The organism is Paenibacillus rigui (assembly GCF_002234615.1).
GTDB classification, from domain to species: domain Bacteria; phylum Bacillota; class Bacilli; order Paenibacillales; family NBRC-103111; genus Paenibacillus_S; species Paenibacillus_S rigui.
This window is the reverse complement of the sequence record NZ_NMQW01000036.1, coordinates 11,941-31,374: the sequence shown is the minus strand read 5'-3', so window position 1 is coordinate 31,374 and position 19,434 is coordinate 11,941. Positions and strand designations below refer to the sequence as shown.

Annotated in this window: 18 protein-coding genes; 14 read left to right on the top strand and 4 right to left on the bottom strand. The window is 47.0% G+C overall.

Going from position 1 to position 19,434, the window contains the following annotated elements; genetic code table 11:
- The first annotated feature begins 3 nt into the window (after nucleotides 1-3).
- From CF651_RS22875 to CF651_RS22865, 3 genes are all read left to right on the top strand, one after another.
- Nucleotides 4-4,452: a hypothetical protein gene (locus tag CF651_RS22875; protein ID WP_094017205.1), complete on the top strand. Its 4,449-nt coding sequence runs from the start codon at nucleotides 4-6 to the stop codon at nucleotides 4,450-4,452.
- 149 nt (nucleotides 4,453-4,601) lie between these two features.
- A complete protein-coding gene (locus CF651_RS22870; protein WP_094017204.1) occupies nucleotides 4,602-5,135 on the top strand; it encodes a hypothetical protein in 534 nt (177 codons plus the stop codon).
- Nucleotides 5,092-5,808 carry a peptidoglycan recognition protein family protein gene (locus CF651_RS22865; protein WP_094017203.1) on the top strand — a complete coding sequence of 239 codons (717 nt, stop codon included), beginning with the start codon at nucleotides 5,092-5,094 and terminating at the stop codon, nucleotides 5,806-5,808. The genes CF651_RS22870 and CF651_RS22865 overlap by 44 nt, the downstream gene beginning before the upstream one ends.
- Before the next feature lie 294 nt (nucleotides 5,809-6,102).
- Here the strand turns inward: CF651_RS22865 and CF651_RS22860 are convergent, their stop codons facing one another.
- Both CF651_RS22860 and CF651_RS22855 read right to left on the bottom strand, forming a co-directional pair.
- Complete coding sequence (locus CF651_RS22860; protein WP_094017202.1) at nucleotides 6,103-7,551, bottom strand: hypothetical protein; 1,449 nt, start codon at nucleotides 7,549-7,551, stop codon at nucleotides 6,103-6,105.
- Nucleotides 7,548-7,772 carry a hypothetical protein gene (locus CF651_RS22855; RefSeq protein WP_094017201.1) on the bottom strand — a complete coding sequence of 75 codons (225 nt, stop codon included), beginning with the start codon at nucleotides 7,770-7,772 and terminating at the stop codon, nucleotides 7,548-7,550. The genes CF651_RS22860 and CF651_RS22855 overlap by 4 nt, the downstream gene beginning before the upstream one ends.
- 635 nt (nucleotides 7,773-8,407) lie before the next feature.
- Between CF651_RS22855 and CF651_RS22850 the strand changes: the two genes are divergently transcribed.
- From CF651_RS22850 to CF651_RS22830, 6 genes are all read left to right on the top strand, one after another.
- Nucleotides 8,408-8,794 carry a hypothetical protein gene (locus CF651_RS22850; RefSeq protein ID WP_094017200.1) on the top strand — a complete coding sequence of 129 codons (387 nt, stop codon included), beginning with the start codon at nucleotides 8,408-8,410 and terminating at the stop codon, nucleotides 8,792-8,794.
- A 5-nt stretch (nucleotides 8,795-8,799) separates the two neighbouring features.
- On the top strand, nucleotides 8,800-9,294 hold the full coding sequence (locus tag CF651_RS22845; protein ID WP_094017199.1) for a hypothetical protein: 495 nt from the start codon (nucleotides 8,800-8,802) through the stop codon (nucleotides 9,292-9,294).
- Between the two features lie 60 nt (nucleotides 9,295-9,354).
- Nucleotides 9,355-9,531, top strand: a complete 177-nt coding sequence (locus CF651_RS32470) for a hypothetical protein (RefSeq protein WP_179232943.1) — start codon at nucleotides 9,355-9,357, stop codon at nucleotides 9,529-9,531.
- A 134-nt stretch (nucleotides 9,532-9,665) separates the two neighbouring features.
- Entirely contained in the window at nucleotides 9,666-10,472 is an 807-nt protein-coding gene (locus CF651_RS22840) for an alpha/beta hydrolase (RefSeq protein WP_094017198.1), read from the top strand.
- Nucleotides 10,469-11,671: a M24 family metallopeptidase gene (locus CF651_RS22835; RefSeq protein WP_094017197.1), complete on the top strand. Its 1,203-nt coding sequence runs from the start codon at nucleotides 10,469-10,471 to the stop codon at nucleotides 11,669-11,671. Before CF651_RS22840 ends, CF651_RS22835 begins: the two co-directional genes overlap by 4 nt.
- A gap of 223 nt (nucleotides 11,672-11,894) precedes the next feature.
- Complete coding sequence (locus CF651_RS22830) at nucleotides 11,895-12,950, top strand: MerR family transcriptional regulator (protein WP_094017196.1); 1,056 nt, start codon at nucleotides 11,895-11,897, stop codon at nucleotides 12,948-12,950.
- Between the two features lie 83 nt (nucleotides 12,951-13,033).
- On the opposite strand, the gene CF651_RS22825 is transcribed toward CF651_RS22830, so the two are convergent.
- Complete coding sequence (locus tag CF651_RS22825) at nucleotides 13,034-14,038, bottom strand: HupE/UreJ family protein (RefSeq protein WP_179232942.1); 1,005 nt, start codon at nucleotides 14,036-14,038, stop codon at nucleotides 13,034-13,036.
- A 215-nt stretch (nucleotides 14,039-14,253) separates the two neighbouring features.
- Here CF651_RS22825 and CF651_RS22820 point away from each other — a divergent pair, with 215 nt between their 5' ends.
- From CF651_RS22820 to gatB, 4 genes are all read left to right on the top strand, one after another.
- Nucleotides 14,254-14,634, top strand: coding sequence for an ATPase (locus CF651_RS22820; protein WP_094017194.1), 381 nt, complete (start codon nucleotides 14,254-14,256; stop codon nucleotides 14,632-14,634).
- A 356-nt stretch (nucleotides 14,635-14,990) separates the two neighbouring features.
- Entirely contained in the window at nucleotides 14,991-15,278 is a 288-nt protein-coding gene (gatC, locus tag CF651_RS22815) for an Asp-tRNA(Asn)/Glu-tRNA(Gln) amidotransferase subunit GatC (RefSeq protein WP_094017193.1), read from the top strand.
- Between the two features lie 56 nt (nucleotides 15,279-15,334).
- Nucleotides 15,335-16,795 carry an Asp-tRNA(Asn)/Glu-tRNA(Gln) amidotransferase subunit GatA gene (gene gatA / locus CF651_RS22810; RefSeq protein ID WP_094017192.1) on the top strand — a complete coding sequence of 487 codons (1,461 nt, stop codon included), beginning with the start codon at nucleotides 15,335-15,337 and terminating at the stop codon, nucleotides 16,793-16,795.
- 29 nt (nucleotides 16,796-16,824) lie between these two features.
- Entirely contained in the window at nucleotides 16,825-18,270 is a 1,446-nt protein-coding gene (gatB, locus tag CF651_RS22805; RefSeq protein ID WP_094017191.1) for an Asp-tRNA(Asn)/Glu-tRNA(Gln) amidotransferase subunit GatB, read from the top strand.
- A gap of 61 nt (nucleotides 18,271-18,331) precedes the next feature.
- Here the strand turns inward: gatB and CF651_RS22800 are convergent, their stop codons facing one another.
- Entirely contained in the window at nucleotides 18,332-18,670 is a 339-nt protein-coding gene (locus CF651_RS22800) for a winged helix-turn-helix transcriptional regulator (protein ID WP_094017190.1), read from the bottom strand.
- A gap of 186 nt (nucleotides 18,671-18,856) precedes the next feature.
- Here CF651_RS22800 and CF651_RS22795 point away from each other — a divergent pair, with 186 nt between their 5' ends.
- Nucleotides 18,857-19,420, top strand: coding sequence for an FAD-dependent oxidoreductase (locus CF651_RS22795; RefSeq protein ID WP_094017189.1), 564 nt, complete (start codon nucleotides 18,857-18,859; stop codon nucleotides 19,418-19,420).
- Nucleotides 19,421-19,434: the final 14 nt, after the last annotated feature.

Below are 19,434 nucleotides of genomic sequence, written 5' to 3'. Positions count from 1 at the left end.
CGTATGAGCCGGTTAGACAATCTAAGAAAAATGAATAGTGACACTCCTGATACAACATCTAGACCTATGACCAAATTAGACCAATTGCGTAATACAGCGCAGTCCATTGACTCGGCTAACCGCATGAATCAAGAGGATGTTAGATATCAAAATACAATGGATTACCAAAACCTGATTCAGTCAGTAGACACGGCGAACAGAATGAACAGGGACGATTTAGGAAAACAGAGGATTGCAGAGGGAGAAGGTCAAGCACCTAAGAATGATTTCCTTGAATCTAACAGTTTTACACGTGGTTTAAGGGATTATGTTCTAGAACCGATCAAGCAAGGAGTAGAAAACTCCCCTATGTTACTTGGACTGCCAGGTAAATTTCAAAACAATCCATTATCTCAAGCGACAGCCGAATACTCTCAACCGGACGCTCCTTACATTGGAGATCCATTTGGTCCCACAGCTAGGGAAGCTTTCTTGCAGCGTTCTGGTCAAGAAAGATCTACAGGCGTATCCAAGTTCATCGGTCAGGCCGCAGCACCTTTCTTCGTTCCGGGCGCTCAACTTGGTTCCGGAACACAGGCATCAAACGCTGCAGAAGGTCTGCTTACACGCTTTGCTCCTAAGCTTAATGGCATTGGTCAAGCAGCAGCTAGAGAAGGATTAGCAGGCGCAGTAATCGGCGCAGCATCGGAGTACGCACAGGGTCAGAATGATCTTGGTAATGCGGGATTGAATGCATTATATGGAGCTGGATTAGGAGCGGCAGGCGGTGCTGCATTCAAAGGATTGGATACCGGCTTAGAGCGGTTCAGAAATAGAGGAACCGTTGTTCCTGATAACATTTCACCACAGGTAGAGGAAATGCTTGCGCTACCATCCCCTCGCGTTGAGACGCGCGTAACAAACTCCATGGAACGCGGTAACTTGCCTCGCGGCGAAAGTCCAGTTGTTCCAGCTGCTGATATTCCAGCAAACGCTCTGCCGATGGGTAACTATATTGAACCTCAGCGTTTAAAGGTTGAAGATCCGACTACTGTGTTAAACAGTGTAATGCAGAGGATCAAACCTGAGGTAGAAGAAACAATTAACGCACTTCGTCAGTCGAATCAACCTATCGATGTTCCACAGATAGCCTTTGATACTGCCAAAAAGTATGGTTACGATCTTCCTTCATTGCTCGAAGGTAAAGCTCCTAACATTACTGAAAGAGTCTCACAGGACGCAAGCAAACGAACATACGGAATTTATCCAGATCAGTTGCCAAACGTTCGTCAGCCAGAAGGGTTCAATGTTTCCAAGCCCGGTCAAACTGCACCACTAGAAACTAGACTAGGATATAGACGTGGAGCTACACAGTCACCAAGGATATCCGCGAAATCACGGAACGAACCACTTGGGTCCGGTCGATTTTCAGCATCTGAACCTGCAATGGCGCCCGGGACAAGAAACCAGAATGAACTTGGATTTGCCCAAACGGTCAGGGAATCACCAAACACTACGCAACAAGCTGTGCAGCTACTTACAGAAGCTCCATTGATGGGCAATAGAACAACGAATGCTGCAGATTTGGCGAAAGCTCAAAAACACATCGAGAAACAAGGAATCATTGGAGCGACAAACGAACTGCTGGCGAAGAAAAAAATAAGCTCTGTCGATAATTTCGTTGCCCAAGAGTTATTACAGCACTATCAAAAAACAGGTGACATGGATTCTTTCCTTTCTGTACTTAACAAAACTGCGCGTGAGAACCGGTTTATGGGGCAAGCACTCCAAGCATTGACACGTTGGAACAAGCTAGATGCCGAAGGTGCAGCGCTACTTGCGAATAAGGTTGTTAACCGCGGGAGGTCCGCTGCCGATTCGGTTGATTTAACAGTTGAACAGCTTAAGCCGATTACGGCAGCTACTGAAAAGATTGGAGCTGCCGATAAAACGCGAAATCTTGCGGATGAAGTCATGAAAATCGTCACAAATAAGGCCAATGGGGAAGCGTTGACTAAAGAGGAACAAACGGTTATCCAAGAGTTTCAAAATCAAGTGAAAGAGGTTAACGCTGCGGCTAAGAGTTTTTTACCTAAAGAAAATAAAACGGCAGATGTAACGATAAAAGAAGTTGGCGAAATCAAGCCAAAGGAACGCACACGGGATCAAGTTGTAAATTACTTGGATGCAAAGGCAGAAAAAGCACGTAAACGTCTAGCTTCCCAACGTAATATTGGATTTGCAGCACAATCCAAGGGTAACCCGGCTATTGATTACGCGATCATCGGAGCGTCTAAAGTGGCGAAAGGCGTGGTCAAACTAGCTGACTTTACTGAACAAATGGTGAAAGAGTATGGTCAAGGCGTTAAACCTATGATTAATGAAATTTACAACCGATCGGTGAACATCTTTCGCAAAGAAAATGGACTTCCGACGATTCAAGAGTTGGACCGTGTTGTTCAAACTGCTATTAAACGTAACAGTCTAACTCCAGATGAAGCTTATATGTTTAAAGCATGGGCTAATGAAATCGGGTTTATGAGTGACAACTTTAAGGTGGAAGCTACACAGGACTTGCAACTTGCGCTGAAACGGCTTGATACTTCTACATTAGGGCAGAAAATATCGTCCATTCAAGCTGCTAACCAGTTGTTGAGTATTCCAACTGTGTTAAGAAACGTCATCGGCAATGAAGCTATGAATATCACCGAAAAAATCAATAAAATTGCAGCTGTTCCTATTGACATGGCACTATCGAAACTCACAGGTCAAAGGACGATCGTGTTCAAAACAAATAACCAGGAAAAATACTGGTCAAACTTTGTTAATGGAGCTAAAGGCGGTTGGAAAGGGGTAAGTCCTAACGGTCAATTATCGTCGTCAGATATTTATCCAGAGGTGTTTGGTGAACGAAATCCTTTGAAATATCTTGTAAAGCTGACCGGTGCAGAGCTTCAATCATTCGACCATGCAAGTTACATGAGGGCATACGGTGAAACGGTGGGAACCTATGCTACGTTGTTAGGTCGTGAAAAAGGATTATCCGCCGCACAAATCAAGCAACAAATGCCACAACTCATCAAACAATTAGATGATAATATTTTAGATTTGGCTGACCAAGCCGGTCTATATGCAACATTCCAAGATGAAACCTTACTGGCAAAAGGCGCACAAGGAATGAAGAGTTTTCTTAACAACTATTCGACAGGGAAATTAAGTAGATATTTGGTCGATAAAGGAGCGTTACCAAAATCATTAAGTACAGAAGGTTTTGGATTGGGTGATGTTGTTATCAAATATGCTAAGACGCCAGCGAATATCGTAATGCGCGGTATTGATTACAGTCCATTGGGTTTCATGAGAGCGCTAGGGGAACTCATTCCACTTGTTACAAAGAAAGAGTTTAACCAACGAGAAGCAACGCTGGCATTATCACGCGCCATTACAGGCACGTTGGGACTGACAGGAATGGGTTATATCCTTGCTAATGCCGGAATCCTCACAGGTGGATCTAGCAGCGATTCAGACATTAGAGGATTAGAAGGAATGAGCGGCAAGGGAGCATACAAAGTTAACTGGTCTGGATTGGGGCGTTACATCATGAGTGGTTTAGATAAAAACGCCGCCAAATACCGTGACGGTGACAAGTTGATGAACTACGCTTGGCTGCAGCCTGCTGCATTGTCTTTAGCAATGGGCGTAGATGCTAATGTAGCCATGAATGACAAGAAGCTAGGGGTTGATAAGTCGTCATTTGAAGTGGCCTTAAATGCCCTTTCTGGTGGACTTAAATCGATGCTTGAGCAGCCTTTGGTTACTGGTATTAAGCAAATAGCTGGTATCCGTTCTTGGGATGATGTGGGCAAGATCTTCAAAGGCATACCATCTTCTTTTGTGCCTGCTTTATCAGGTCAAGCAAGAGGCTTCACAGATAATGCAACCAGAAGCACATATGATCCAAATCTGCTAAAGGAAATGCTGAACATGGTCGTAAACCGTATCCCTGGACTTTCCAAGGGATTGCCGCAGACATATAGCACTCTTGGTACTCCTAACGAACGTATCCAAGGTGGAGATGCGTTTACACCTGGACAATTCGCTAATTATTTCCTTAATCCGGCTAAGTTTACAGCTTACACAGTCACGCCAGAGGCTAAATTAGTGATCGACCTGATCAATCAGACGGGCGAAACGAAGGTTGCGCCGCGTACAGTCGGCAAAACATTGATCGTTGATGATCCTGCCACCAAGAAAAACAAATCAATTGAATTGAGCAATGAGCAATACACAAAATTGCAACAGGTTGTTGGGCAAAAAACTGCAGAAGGTTTGAAAAAGTTACAGCCATATCTAACTGACCAGAACAAAAAGGACGACGACAAGGTCAAGAAAGTTGTTGAATTGTTGGATAAGGTCGGCAACGATGCAAGAAATGACTTACGCAAACAGATGGGATATAAGATCAAAAAATAGGAGCCCTCCGGGGCTCTTTTTCATGGAGGTAACTATGATTCAACTTATCGTTGATTTCTGCACCTGCTGCAGACTTCCAGCCGATCAATGCGTAAATGATCCTCCTGTAGACACCTATGAAGTAACCTACCCGGAGGAAGTGGTAGACGATGCTCATCCTAGAAATCATCGATTGGATCTTAGACAATCCGGGTGATGCCACGATATGGACCATACTGGCACTGATTGCCCGTAAAATATTTTTAAGTGAAATCGAACGTGTCATTCAAATGGGAAGAGATGAGGAACTGATATGGACGCGAGAACAAGTGGAGCAGCTGACGGGGCAGAAATGGAATGGACCACAGCCTATTTTGAAACGAGCCCGAATCCAGTACATCGGGAAATATTATTTTTACTTACTGGGGGCTTCCCGGTGGGGATACCAATTAAGGAGGGAAAGAAAAATGAATCAACAAATTAACTGGGTCACATTAATACCGTGCTTAATTGGTGCTGTGAAGCTTATTCTACAACCTTTTGGGGTTGATTTGACAGCTATTACAGATCAAAATGTAAACGAGATTGCGAATGGCGCAGCTGCACTTGCAACAGTCATCGGGGTGTTGTTAAGTCATAAGAAAAAGGGGGCTGCTACTAATGGAAGTATTGCGCCATATACAGGCGACGGCCCTGCCATTTAGTGTTAAGCCGTTCATCGATATTACCGATACATTGCCAAGCAGAACACCTGATCCAGAGCCACGACGGACGAAAGATCAGATCACGCACATCAGCATTCATCATAGTGCGGTAGAAGGCGCTACAATAGAGAGCTACGCCAACTACCATGTGAATACACTTGGATGGGCGCATATCGGCTATCACTTTGTCATCAAAGGCGACCAGGCTTATCAAACAAATGACCTTTCGACGTTCAGTTATCACACATCGAGTAATAACTCTTATACAGTGTCCGTTTCAATCAGTGGGGATCTATCAAAAAGGCCGCTATCTGAGGTCGAGCGTAATAACCTCTATGCGGTCATATTGACGTATATGAGCTTGTTTAACATTCCTGTAGAGAATGTATTAGGGCACAACGAATACCCATCTAATAACACTTCTTGCCCGTGTATCGACATGGTTCAGGTACGCAATGATATTCGTACGTTACAGAATAAAATTTCTTACACAAATTCACCGCAATATGCACAAGAACGTGCGTTTAAGATAGCAAATCAGATACTTTTTTTCTATAACCTCGCACAAGGTAAAAATCCAGATGGCACAGCTGCATCTCCAGGTAATATTGAGTGGGGTAAAAACGTGCTGCTGGAATTAGATCCATTTATGACAGAAAAAGGCCTCCTTTAATAGGTGGCCTTCCTCTCCGTTTCCACCATCCCATCATGATAAAGATAAACGCGGTAGATCATTCCGCTATGTAAATGTAGATTGTACACGTGATAAAACTCTTCCCATTTATTTTCAATGTGAATCGTGCCGAAAAACTCCAATGTTCCCCGTTCAGTTAAATACTCTGTTGCTGCTTCGACAGAAGGAAATTTACGCCTATACTTTTTAGTCATTGTTAATATGGATTGAATGGTAATGAAATTAGTAGGATAAACACTAAAAAAAGAAGTCCAAAAACAATTGATATATCCTTCATTTGGCTTCCTCCAATTTGTTAGTTGTCCTTAGCTTTATTACTGCATTCTTCACAACAGTGATTATTGTATCAATAACAAGCGATGAGCTAATTAATACGATAAAGAACATGCTAGGGAAGAAGTATCTAAACTCATGACTCTGTGTTGTTATGAGGAACCCAAGATAATAGAAAACAGCAAATCCATATATCATGTAATATGGAAACAACTTAGTTTTATTTCGATAAATGAGACTAGCTACACCAAGTAGTATTAGGTCGATAAGGAATAATGCATACGGCTTTTTAATGATAGGATAATCACTAACAAATGATTTATAATCCTGATACATTTCGCGTCGCATCAAGGTATCACTTACACCGTATTCTTTCATCATTCCCATTTCTGTATGGTCATTCTCAAGTAATATCGCACTACCCAAATCGTGACCAATGCCCAATGAGCGTTTAATAAAATTAATTTTGTTAACTAAGAAAAACTTCTGTTTGTCTAGGGCTAAGTTTAAGTAATCTCGTTTGATTCGACTTGCATTTTCTGGTGTTGCAGCTAAATCAAGAGATAGTTTATCCCCTGTATATGCTCCCCATATCGATGTATCTTGGTTCTGTTCAACTGCAAGCTTTGTATTTCCCAAGTAATCAAGATATGCAGAGTACTTTTCATAAGCCGGATCATTAGCATCTTTCATAAGCTTAATGGCCGAAATGATCTCCCACCCAGTGCCAACAGCAGAAACATCATACTTATAAATGTTCATAATGTGCGGAGTAACTGAAATTCCGATTAATGAAAGGACAAGAGCAACCGTTTGAACAATGACAATAGATTTTGAACGTATCTTACGATATAAAAAGAAACAAAGTAGTGCAAACATAGGAATCATCGACAAAGCATTCTGACGGAATCCAAAAATAAAAACGAAAGCAATGAAGGTTAATAGTGAGTATAAATATAGATTGTCATGTCGTCCATTTCTCATCTGTCTAAATGTTGATACTAATATCATATTGCATCCAATAACAACAAATATATCCGTTGCATGATATACGCTAAATATTGCGAAAATAGGGAATGTCACATATAGCAATGAAATCAACACTGTTGACTCTACATTATTTCGTATCTCCTTCACTAAATGAAGTCCAGTAAAGAAGAAAAGGAAACTTTGAATCAAAGTGAATGCCCCAATATTATCCGTTATTCTATAGCATAGTGCCATGAATAGCGCAGGAACCACCGTAAGCCAATTTTTTGCATTTCCCTCAAGCTGTGTATCACTCATCAACAGCTTAACAAAGTTCCAACGTGCAAATGAGTCTGAATACAGGAACCCCGGATAAGAAATAAAAGTAAAATAAATTGATGCGATTAATGCAATTGCTAATATGAATCCGTTTTCGTACTTATTAAATTTTGATAGGCTATATATGCGTTCATTAGTCATTCTACTTTTCTCCTATTTTTCATCTTCTTCCGTATCTGATCCAAGTCCGCCTCCGCTCGGTCGATAATACCCTGCTTACATTCGTCACAGAACATTGTAACTTTTGACAATGTGATATGCCCACCACCTTTTAGCTGTAAGTGGTAATATTTCTGCACATCATCTCCATCGCTTCCACATTCATCACAGTTTAGTTTCCAATGCGGTAAGAGTGGTTTCATTTTTCACTCTCCTTCATCTTTAAATAATCAGCAATAGCCTTTCTTATTTCCTCTGCGATGCTTGTATGATTATCAAAAGCTAGCTTACGTAATTCCTCGTGATGTTCATCAGGGATAAAAATAGGTATTCGTTTCATTCACTCACCAACCGATATCATGATATCACTATTATACCATTGAATTGAAAATTATGGAACAACAAAAAGCCGCATAACGGATGATTTCCGATTAAGCGACTATGTGATCATGTTCCATCAGATAACCGGTGTTCGCCCCTTGATTGGTAGAGCGACCGAAGAAACTTATCACCACTATATTATAACATTGCTGGTGGAATATGTACATGTCTGAAATTTGAGGGAAGATGTGGGAGATTATTAGGCTAGTTATCAACAGATTGTGTATAACATAATAATGATCGAGGAACACTTAAAAGTTAGTACATTTATAATATTCGTTAGCACCAATGTTCCGACAAGCTTTCATTGGATGGTGCCGACATCGCCGCCTTCCGGAACGGGCTCGGTGCCGCCGGCTTTATTTATACCAGGGGACGCTTTGCTAGTGAACGCCTATGATGAAGACGGCAGAGCGGTTTCGTTGCTTTCCGATATGCGTCAAGGATGAAAGCCGCTTTGGTGGAAATGCTGACCGTTTACTTTTTGCTGCTGCTGTTGTTCCAGCCTGTGCTGCATGATATTTACTCCACGCGAGCCAATGCGGTCGAGATGGTGCTCGACAGTGCGATACAGAAAGCGTCCAATGCGGATAATGGCCGTTTTACACCTGAAATTATCGATGAGATGCAGAATACGCTGGAGAGCACCTTTTTGCTGGACGGCAGCGATATCCGGTTCGAAGGAACGACGGAGCTGACACCGAGAGGGCAATATATCGAAGGCAGGCTATCGGTGAAAAGCACACCTAGATGGCTGTACAGCAGCATGTTCGGCAGTCCGGACCCGGAGCCTGCACAAATTTCGCGCTACGCCAAGCAGATGAGCGAAGCGCTGGTCAGGTAAACCCTATGAATCGAGCGCTGCTGCTTTTATACGTCATACTGCTGTTTCTGTATACGACGGGGTTTGAAGCGGATCGCTTCGTTACATCGACGACGCATAACCGGCTCAAATTTGCATTGAACCACGGAGGTCATGACGCATCGCTGCAGGTGGACAAAGGACAGCTCTCCGAGGGGCGGATTGTTTTTGTAAGAACGGAGGCGAGATCCGCTTTTGAAGCGTCTCTTCGCTATAACCTGCAGCTTCACGAAGACGGGACGCCTGAGAGCGGGAGCTTGCTGCGCGCTGCTCCGGTCGTTGTATTCGAGGATTATGTGGATGACAGCACACCGGGGGTCTTATTTCCATACCGGTATACCCAGGAAAGCCGCAGAATCGATAAGCTGCTGAAAGGTCCTGCCGTGGTGTACCAGGTCAAAGTGAAGCTTCCGCGCAATAACGTATTATCCTTCGACGGCTACATTTATAAGACCGTTGTTTATGAATATCCGCTGCTTTAACGGCTGTTGGCAAGTAACTAATCCTACTGTACTTGTGAAATGAAAGGGGACTTGGTTTCCATGTTTAGATCACGCGTTCAAAAAAATAAAATGAAGCTTTTGCTGGCCGCTCTGCTTATCATGTTACTGCGCAAGACCGCCTATGTTTCCGCATGGATCAGCCTGCTGCCCATGATGATTAAAGGATCTGCCAAAGAGCAGGAAGACACCCGTTGGATGGATGCAAGAAATTTATAGTATAGGTGCACTCTTCTGGGCAAAATCGTTGAGTTCATCATCCGTACTCTCCTTGCTTCGAGTTGAAAGCAGCATGAAGATGGAGTACGCTTACAGATGAACAGGAAAGATTCGCCATAAGGAGGGCATAATGGATGGCTTTTATCGATTGTCATTTCTTTTCGGAAACGTTGGGCGTCTCGGCTTCCATGTACGTTATATTGCCGCAGGCGACATCCGGGCAGATTGGTATGGAATCCAGGATGGTTGGTCTCAAGCATCCGACGCTTTATTTGCTGCACGGGTTGTCAGATGATCATACGATCTGGATGCGCAGAACCTCGATTGAACGTTACGCTGCACAGTATGGTTTGGCAGTTGTTATGCCTGCTGTGAATCGAAGCTTTTATACTGATATGGTGCAAGGATACAAGTACTGGACCTTTATTAGTGAGGAGCTCCCGGCTGTGGCGCGATCCTTTTTTCCGTTATCAGCCGAACGCGAGGATAATTTCGCAGCCGGTTTATCTATGGGCGGATACGGTGCGCTTAAGCTGGCTTTAACTTACCCGGACCGATTTGCGGCAGGAGCCAGCTTATCTGGAGTCACCGATGTAGCGGAAATGGTAACAAAAAGAGATCCCGATGAATTCACCCGCGTATTCGGTGACCTTACCCAATTGGCAGGCAGCCGCAACGACTTATTCCGGTTGGCCGGTGATGTCGCAGCGGAAGCTTCGGATATGCCGAAGCTTTACCAGTGCTGCGGTACCGAGGATTTTTTATATGAAGGGAATGTTCGTTTCCGTGATCATTGCCGGCGTCTGCAATTAGAGCTGACTTATGAGGAAGAACCCGGGACGCATGAGTGGGGCTACTGGGATCGTAAAATTCAATCCGTTCTGGCATGGCTGCCGATCCGCCAGCATGAATCGTTGTCGTCAGGACGTGATGACACATGAGGAATGAACGGCTCCAACGGATAGAACGGCTTCAGGAAAGATTGCGAAAGCAGCAGACAGACGGCTGTATGATTACGCAAAACGTAGATTTATATTATTTTACCGGCTCCATGCAAACCGGATATTTATTTGTTCCTTGTGAGGGAGAGGCACGATTTTTCGTTCGCCGCAGTGTCGTCAGGGCGGAGGAGGAATCGGCAGTTGCTGTCGAAGCGTTAGGCTCATTTCGGGAGTTTGGGAAGCGTTTGGGAGAGCTGTATGCCGCGTTGTTTCAAGCTGCGGGTGCAGACAGCAAGCTGCGCTTCGCCGCCGAGTTCGATGTGCTGCCCGTTCAGCAGCTGCAGAGGCTTCAAGCCGTGCTCCCTGCAGTTGAATGGATCGACGGCAGTTTACTGATACGGGAGCTTCGGATGATCAAGTCGGCTGCAGAACTGAGCTGTATCCGGGAAGCTGCGCGTGTGGTCGACCTAGCCTTTGAAGAGGCGCTGACGACGCTTCGTCCGGGCATGACGGAGCTTGAGCTGATGAGCGGCATTGAGCTGTCAATCCGACGCGAAGGGCATATCGGCTTAATGCGAATGCGCGGGTACAACCAGGAAGTCATTACCGGCATGATTGGTGCGGGGGAAGCTGCGGCTGTGCCGAGTTATTTTGACGGTCCGGCCGGAGGCCAAGGTCTGGGCGCTGTCGTTCCGCAAAGTGTGAGCCGCCGACCCATCCAGTCGGGAGAGCCGATCCTTATGGATATCGGGTGCTGTATCGACGGGTATGTCATAGATCAGACGCGGACGGTGTCCCTGGGGCCGCCATCGGAGGACCTGCTGCAGGCGTATGAGGAGTCCGAACGCATTCTTCGTCATGTGGAGTCGATGCTGCAGCCGGGGGCAGTTTGCGAGCAATTGTACCGCCAGTCGCTGATTCTAGCTCATGAAGCCGGTTTAAGCGATCACTTTATGGGCTATGGTGCGGATCAGGTAAAGTTTTTGGGTCATGGGATCGGCCTCGAAATCGATGAGCTCCCGGTACTTGCCAAAGGCTTCAGCTATCCGCTGCAGCCGGGGATGGTCATTGCGATCGAACCGAAATTCACGTTTCCGGGTCGGGGAGTCGTTGGAATCGAGAACAGCTACGCCATTACCGACAACGGCTTTGAGAAGCTTACCGTGACGCGCGAGGGCTGGGTACAACTACATCTGTAAAGGATTGCAAGCCGCTTCGAGGCCATAAACCTCCAGCGGTTTTTTTACCACACACCAGAATTTATAAGCTTCGAGTTATTAGAGGCGAAAATTATATTTGTGATAAAACCAACCATAGAACGCGGCCGCTCATCTTGAAGGGCCTCGATAGAGATTTTCTCACCAAGCAACGACCGCCCGAAACAAGCGGCATGAATTTCCCGGGTATGGAGGAAGGAAAATAATGAAAATCAATGAATTGGCGCAAAGGCTGGGGGTGACGTCCCGAACGATTCGTTTTTATGGGGAGAAGGGGCTGCTTCCTTCCGGCAAGAGAGAAGCGAATGGCTACCGTTATTTCGATGAGGAGGATGTCTGGCGGCTGCAGACGATTGTGGCTCTGCGTGAATTCGGGCTTCCCTTGGAAACCATTCAGCAGCTGCTGCATGGCTTGGACCGGGGGGAGCCGGATACGGTTCGTCATCAATTGGAGCTTCAGCGCTCGGTCTTATTTTCCAAATGGATTCAGTGGAAGTCAGCCCTCGCAGCACTGGACCGGATGATTGAGCAGTGGAACGACCGGAGTCCGCTGCCGTCTGACGATTTATTTCGGCTTGCGGATTCGATCAAGCAGATCAAGTCGGATCGTTTCTCCTGGACAGACCGCTGGAATTATGACCTGAAGGCCGATCAATTTGATATAGGAAATGAGAGCCCGTTAGGCAGGCTGGCCACTCCTTCCGAGTATGATACGGCATTGCGTTATTCCGTGGAATGGGTTGCCCCTCAGCCAGGAGAGACGGGGGTGGACATCGGCGCAGGGACAGGTAACCTGACCTCGCGTCTTATGCACAAGGGAGCCGTTCTTTTCGCAGTGGAGCAGTCGAAATCGATGCTCGCGCGCTGCCGGGCGAAGCTTCCCGACGTGACATGCAAGCTGGGTAACTTTTTGGCGCTGCCCTTTTTTGAAGGTCAATTCGATTTTGCTGCTACGAGCTTCGCGTTTCATCACCTGAACGAAGAACAGCAGCTGCTGGCGCTGGAGGAAATGAACCGCGTGCTGAAGCCCCAGGGGCGGCTTGTCATTACCGGGCTCATGTATGAGAATGCGGATGCCCGGCATCAGCTGCTGCTTAAGCTTCAGGAATCGGGGCAAGAGGAGCTGATACGCGAGCTTCATGAGCGTTATCCGACGGATCGCTCCCGGCTTTTGGCATGGCTGCGGGAGCATGGTTACATTACAGTGCAGCAGCAGTTAAGTCCTTGGATTCATATGGTCTATGGAATGCGAAGGCCGTAATCCGGACCGTTCCTGCCAAATTTCAACGGACTTGGATTCACAAGAGGGCAATTCCCCGTGTGAGATTGGCCCTTAGCCCCGTTTTATCCTCCAGCTCCGATAACCCCTGTCCTTTCCAACAGCCACCAAAGGGCTTGCACCAGTATGATGGCGGAGCCGGCTATAACCAAATGCCGGTACCGTTTTTTTGTTCGCAGCCACAGCAGCAGAGGCATTACCAGCAGTACGATGACCAGTTGGCCAGTCTCTACCCCAAGGTTGAACGTCAGAAGCGAGCTGATGAAATATTGCTTTGGTAAGCCTATTTCATCCAAGGCCCCTGCAAAGCCCAGTCCGTGGATAAGTCCGAATACGAAGGTTAGCAGCCAGCGCAGCGCATGCTTTTGGGACCACATATTTTCGACGGCAACGTAAGCAATGGTTAGCGCGATGGCTGATTCGATCCACACCGGATTGACATCGACGTAACCCATAGCGGCAAGAAACAGTGTAATACTGTGCGCCACCGTAAAGGCGGTCACGATTTGAAGCATATTCCGCCAGCGGCTTGCAATGAGCAGCAGAGAAAATAAAAACAGCAAATGATCGTACCCGGTCACGATATGCTCAATGCCAAGGACGAAATATGTTCCCAAGGTGGAGCCCCATGTGGCCGGATGCATCGATTCGTAATGATAAGAACGGTGAGACGCATCGAAAATTGTCTGGTCGATATCGTCCCCCTCTTCAATAATGGCAAAATTCAAATGGAGCGGGTCGGCATCCTCGAACAGCAGGTTGTATTCAATCGTAAATCCGTTTATGGGCTTGCTGCTGGAATAATAGAGCTGAAAGCTTACGCCAGATACCGTCTCCTTCTCTTCCTTCTCCAAGCTGCGCATGCTGAACTCCATGGGATTCATGTCCTGAAGCAGTCGAAGATGATCTCGAAGGTCAGCTTCGATGGCTCCTTTTTGAGAGATTAGCTCTTCTGTAGACAGCTTATCGTCCTGATTGGCATCATATTTGAGGAGGCTTACTTCCGGGATGAACAGCTCGTATTCCACGCCTTCCGGATGTACGGTCAGCTGGGAATAGCCATTGTTCAATGGATGAGCCTCCGCGGCTTGTCTATCATTGATTAACCCTGAAAAAGATGCTACTATTAATAGAATTAATAACAGACGTACAACAATTTTCATCGCTCGAATCCTTCTTTTATCTCGAAACATGGAACACCTCGATTGCATAGTTGAGCCCATTTTCATCGTTACCTTTTCGGGCATGAATAGATAGACACGTTAGTCTTGGGGAGGAATGGCATATGCTGCGCTTGGGACAAAAAGTAATTATCGTAGCAGACAGCTTCGAACAAAACTTGCCTGTCGGCGAGTACGGATACATCATTGCTTACGATCGCAATGCGGACAACGTGTTTGATTACGTCGTTCGTATTCCTAAAATAAATAAGCATTTTTTCGTTTGCGGAGCCGACATCGAGCTGGAGGAAGTGTTAATTCAGCAGGAAGTGGACCGGTTGGAGCGGGAGGCTTTGATTGATTTCGCACTGGCAACCCGCAACGAAGAGCTGTTCCGCCGCATTATGAACGGAGAAGAACAGGAAGAGGAGCCTGTGGAGGCCGCCAAGGAAGTTCAGTCCCAGGCCGATTTTATCAAGCAAGTCAACTTAAAGGCTTGGATTTGACCTCTTCGGATGCACGGTGTATCTTTCAACAGCTTGCTATTTTGCATAAGAGCCGGATGATTCACCCTACAGCTTGCTTTCTAGTCCCCTTGGGACTTAAGGCAGGCTTTTTCCTGTTAACGCCGTACTGCTTTTTTCTTGTAAATGACGGCACCGCTTTTCCCTTGAAAATAGTATGCTTCCTATTATATCAGGAAATGAATAAGTGGAGCACTAGACCGTCTCGATATTTAAACGGCCAGGCAATTGAGTTCAAATTCTATCTAGTTTATAATAAGGAGATGAATTTTCAGCAAAGCTGTCGAATTTTGTTGAGGTACGGCTTTAGCAGGACATATTGAAGCGGGAGGCAAGCGATGAGTATTACGATCCAAAATGTAGAGCACGTGGCCAAACTGGCGAGACTTGAGCTGAGCGAACAGGAAAAACAAAAGTTCACAGAGCAGCTGAACGCCATTTTAAAATATGCGGAGAAATTGAACGAGCTGGATACCGACAATGTAGAGCCGACCAGCCATCCGATGCCTCTGGTGAATGTGATGCGTGAGGATGTGTCCCGACCTTCCTTGCCGATTGAAAAAGTATTGCTTAATGCGCCGGATGAAGAAGACGGACAAATTAAAGTGCCTGCTGTATTGGAGTAGTACAAAGCGAGGAACGATTGGAAACAGTTTGCAACAGCTGAAGGGAGGACGCAGTTTTGTCTTTATTTGATCTCAAATTACAAGAAGTACATACTCGGCTTAGCGCCAAGGAAATATCCGTCTCCGATTTGGTGGACGCGTCTTACGAACGGATCGGACAAGTCGACGGCAAAGTAAAAGCGTTCCTGAAGCTTGACGAAGAGAATGCCCGCGCGGCGGCCAAAGCCTTGGACGGGCAGCTTGCAGCAGGGAGCGATTCCAGAGGGCTGCTGTTCGGACTGCCTATCGGTATTAAGGATAATATCGTGACTGAAGGCGTGACGACGACCTGTGCGAGTCAATTTTTGCGCAATTTCAATCCTGTATACGATGCCACGGTCGTTCGCAAGCTGAAGGAAGCTCAAGCGATCTCTATCGGCAAATTGAACATGGATGAGTTCGCGATGGGCGGCTCGAACGAAAATTCCAGCTTCCAGCCGACCTATAACCCGTGGAATGTGGAATACGTGCCCGGCGGCTCCAGCGGCGGCTCGGCAGCATCGGTTGCAGCCGGAGAAGTTTACTTCTCCCTTGGCTCGGATACGGGCGGCTCGATTCGCCAGCCTGCGGCTTATTGCGGTATTGTCGGTCTGAAGCCTACCTACGGGCTTGTATCCCGTTTTGGATTGGTAGCCTTTGCGTCCTCCTTGGACCAAATCGGACCTTTAACCAAAAATGTCGAAGACAGCGCGTATCTGCTTCAAGCGATCGCAGGACACGACTCCGCTGACTCCACCTCGGCTAACGTGGAAATTCCGGATTATCTCAGCGCACTGACCGGCGACGTTCAAGGCTTGCGGGTCGCCGTTCCGAAGGAATATTTAGGCGAGGGGATTGATCCGAAGGTTCGCGATGCCGTGCTTTCCGCCTTGAAGGTGCTGGAAGGCCTCGGCGCAGTTGTGGAGGAGGTATCCTTGCCTCACTCCGAATACGCCGTTGCAACCTATTACCTGCTGGCTTCTTCCGAAGCCTCGTCCAACCTGGCGCGGTTTGACGGCGTCCGCTATGGTGTTCGCGCGGAGAACCCTAAGAACCTGCTGGACCTCTATCATACATCCCGCAGCGAAGGCTTCGGTCCGGAAGTGAAACGTCGTATCATGCTGGGCACGTATGCACTCAGCTCCGGTTACTATGATGCGTATTATCTGAAGGCGCAAAAAGTGCGCACCTTGATCAAGCAGGATTTTGATAAAGTATTCGAAAACTATGACGTGGTTATCGGACCCACGGCCCCAACGACCGCCTTTAAAGTAGGCTCGCAGGTCGACGATCCGATGACAATGTATTTGAACGATATATTGACGATTCCCGTGAATCTGGCCGGCGTTCCTGCTATCAGTGTTCCATGCGGTTTGGTGGACGGTCTTCCGGTTGGTCTTCAAATTATCGGCAAGCCGCTGGATGAATCCACGGTATTGCGCGTGGCCCATGCCTACGAGCAACATACGGAGCATCACAAGCTACGCCCACAGCTGTAATACTATTAGCAGGAAAGGAGCAAACCAGCATGTCAGCAACAGAAACGAAGTATGAAACGGTCATCGGTCTGGAAGTACACGTAGAACTGCACACACAGTCCAAAATATTTTGCGGATGCTCCACGGAATTCGGAGCCCCGCCTAACACACATACGTGCCCGGTATGCCTCGGCTATCCGGGGGTTTTGCCGGTTCTGAACAAGCAAGCCGTTGAATATGCAATGAAAGCGGCTATGGCTTTGAACTGCCAGATCGCAACGGACAGCAAGTTCGACCGCAAAAACTATTTTTACCCGGATTCGCCCAAGGCGTACCAGATTTCACAATATGACAAGCCGATTGGCGAGCACGGCTGGATTGAGATTGAAGTGAACGGACAGACGAAGCGTATCGGCGTCACGCGTGTCCATCTGGAAGAAGACGCAGGAAAGCTGACGCACGTGGATGGCGGCTATGCGTCACTGGCGGATTTTAACCGCGTAGGAACGCCGCTGATTGAGATTGTATCGGAGCCGGACTTGCGTTCTCCCGAGGAAGCGCGTGCTTACCTGGAGAAGCTGAAAGCGATTATGCAGTACTGTGACGTATCGGACGTGAAGATGGAGGAAGGCTCCCTTCGCTGCGACGCGAACATCAGTATTCGTCCGTATGGGCAGGAGAAATTCGGAACCCGCGCCGAATTGAAGAACATGAACTCCTTCCGCGGCGTGCAGAAGGGTCTTGAGTATGAAGAATGGCGTCAAGCGGATGTGCTGAACAGTGGGGGTACCGTTGTTCAGGAAACCCGCCGCTGGGACGAGGCGCAAGGCAAGACGCTTATGATGCGGAGCAAGGAAGAGGCGCACGATTATCGCTACTTCCCGGATCCGGATTTGGTTCGCTTGTACATCGACGAGGAGTGGAAGGCTCGTGTCAAAGCCAGCATTCCGGAGCTTCCGGATGCGCGCAAAGCCCGCTATGTGAGCGAGTACGGCTTGCCAAGCTACGATGCGGAGGTCATTACGTCCTCGATCAAAATCGCAGATTTCTTCGAGGAGAGCCTGAACTATACGAAGGATGCCAAAGCGGTATCCAACTGGATCATGGGCGACCTGCTTGGCTTCCTGAATGCAAACAACCAGGAGCTGAGTGATGTGAAAATCACAGGCAAGGGCCTGGGTGAAATGATCGGTCTGATGGAAAAAGGAACGATCAGCAGCAAGATCGCCAAAACCGTCTTTAAATCGATGCTGGAGACTGGTAAGGATCCGCAGACGATTGTAGAGGAGCAAGGACTTGTCCAGATCAGCGACGAAGGTGCGATTAAAGCGGTCGTAGATCAAGTCATTGCGAACAACCCGCAATCGGTCGCTGATTTTAAAGCGGGGAAAGACAAAGCCGTGGGCTTCCTGGTCGGCCAGGTCATGAAAGAAACGAAGGGCAAGGCCAACCCGGGCTTGGTAAACAAGCTCATTCTCGACGGATTGAATCAATAATAATTCTGGGCAGACCGGCAAGGTCTGTCCGACCCAAAAGCGGACTGTTGAGACGATGCTCTCAACAGTCTTTTTTTTCCTGCTTTCGCAGCGAATGCCGGGTCCCCCACTGATGCATCGCTTCCAGAACGGGCTCAAGGCTTCGGCCGTAGTCTGTCATGCTGTATTCCACCTTGGGTGGAATCTCCGGGAATACGACACGGCGGATAATGTCCTCATCCTCAAGCTCGCGTAACTGTACCGTCAGCATTTTCTGCGTGATCCCGGGTACACTTCGCTTCAGCGTGTTAAATCTTAACGTGCCCTTGTGCAGCAGATGCAATAAAATAATGGGCTTCCATTTTCCCGACAAAATGCTTAAAGCATCGTCTACATGACATAATTCCGGGATTTTTTCCATCAACCGTCATCTCCCTTTGGTATCATTTAGGAAACTAAGGCACTTTAAAGTGCTTACTTATCCGATTAGTTTCTATACTTTATACTATATATTGTATAGGAATTGGAAAGAAAAATGAAATCTGGGCATAATAAGCTTGGAAAAAACGTGTAACGAAGACCACAAAATGAAAATGAGGTGCTGAACATGTACGATATCGCTATTATTGGTGCAGGGCCTGCCGGAGCGAGCGCTGCGCTCTTTGCGGCCAAAGCCGGCAAAAAAACGCTAGTGATTGATAATGACAAAAGCATAACGAAGAGAGCTTGGTTCGAAAATTATTACGGTATCCTGGAAATGACCGGACCGGATCTTGTAGAGATCGGTAAGAAACAGGCGGTCAAATTTGGCGCTGAGCTGTTGACGAGTACGGTTCAGAACGTAACGAAAACGGAGACAGGCTTCCATATTGAAACCGAAAACGGAGCTTTTGATGCCAACCAGGTTATTTTGGCGACAGGGCTCGGAGTCGATCTGGCTGAAAAGGCAGGAATCCGGACCAAGAACGGTACGGAACCGCGGATTAAAACTGTCATTGATGTAGATGCCGATGGAAAGACGAATATTGACGGGATTTGGGCAGCGGGAACCGTAGCAGGAGTTAGTGTACATGCTATCATTACCGCTGGAGACGGAGCTAAGGTAGCTATCAATGTGATTAGCCAATTGAACGGAGAACGTTACGTGGACCACGACGTTTTAAAATCCTAATATTACGGTAATAT

Excerpts from the sequence above, each read along its gene's own strand:
- CF651_RS22875 (WP_094017205.1), top strand. The coding sequence starts at position 4 with ATGAGCCGGTTAGACAATCTAAGAAAAATGAATAGTGACACTCCTGAT.
- CF651_RS22870 (WP_094017204.1), top strand. The coding sequence starts at position 4,602 with ATGCTCATCCTAGAAATCATCGATTGGATCTTAGACAATCCGGGTGAT.
- CF651_RS22865 (WP_094017203.1), top strand. The coding sequence starts at position 5,092 with ATGGAAGTATTGCGCCATATACAGGCGACGGCCCTGCCATTTAGTGTT.
- CF651_RS22860 (WP_094017202.1), bottom strand. The coding sequence starts at position 7,551 with ATGACTAATGAACGCATATATAGCCTATCAAAATTTAATAAGTACGAA.
- CF651_RS22855 (WP_094017201.1), bottom strand. The coding sequence starts at position 7,772 with ATGAAACCACTCTTACCGCATTGGAAACTAAACTGTGATGAATGTGGA.
- CF651_RS22845 (WP_094017199.1), top strand. The coding sequence starts at position 8,800 with ATGAATCGAGCGCTGCTGCTTTTATACGTCATACTGCTGTTTCTGTAT.
- CF651_RS32470 (WP_179232943.1), top strand. The coding sequence starts at position 9,355 with ATGTTTAGATCACGCGTTCAAAAAAATAAAATGAAGCTTTTGCTGGCC.
- CF651_RS22840 (WP_094017198.1), top strand. The coding sequence starts at position 9,666 with ATGGCTTTTATCGATTGTCATTTCTTTTCGGAAACGTTGGGCGTCTCG.
- CF651_RS22835 (WP_094017197.1), top strand. The coding sequence starts at position 10,469 with ATGAGGAATGAACGGCTCCAACGGATAGAACGGCTTCAGGAAAGATTG.
- CF651_RS22830 (WP_094017196.1), top strand. The coding sequence starts at position 11,895 with ATGAAAATCAATGAATTGGCGCAAAGGCTGGGGGTGACGTCCCGAACG.
- CF651_RS22820 (WP_094017194.1), top strand. The coding sequence starts at position 14,254 with ATGCTGCGCTTGGGACAAAAAGTAATTATCGTAGCAGACAGCTTCGAA.
- gatC (WP_094017193.1), top strand. The coding sequence starts at position 14,991 with ATGAGTATTACGATCCAAAATGTAGAGCACGTGGCCAAACTGGCGAGA.
- gatB (WP_094017191.1), top strand. The coding sequence starts at position 16,825 with ATGTCAGCAACAGAAACGAAGTATGAAACGGTCATCGGTCTGGAAGTA.
- CF651_RS22800 (WP_094017190.1), bottom strand. The coding sequence starts at position 18,670 with ATGGAAAAAATCCCGGAATTATGTCATGTAGACGATGCTTTAAGCATT.
- CF651_RS22795 (WP_094017189.1), top strand. The coding sequence starts at position 18,857 with ATGTACGATATCGCTATTATTGGTGCAGGGCCTGCCGGAGCGAGCGCT.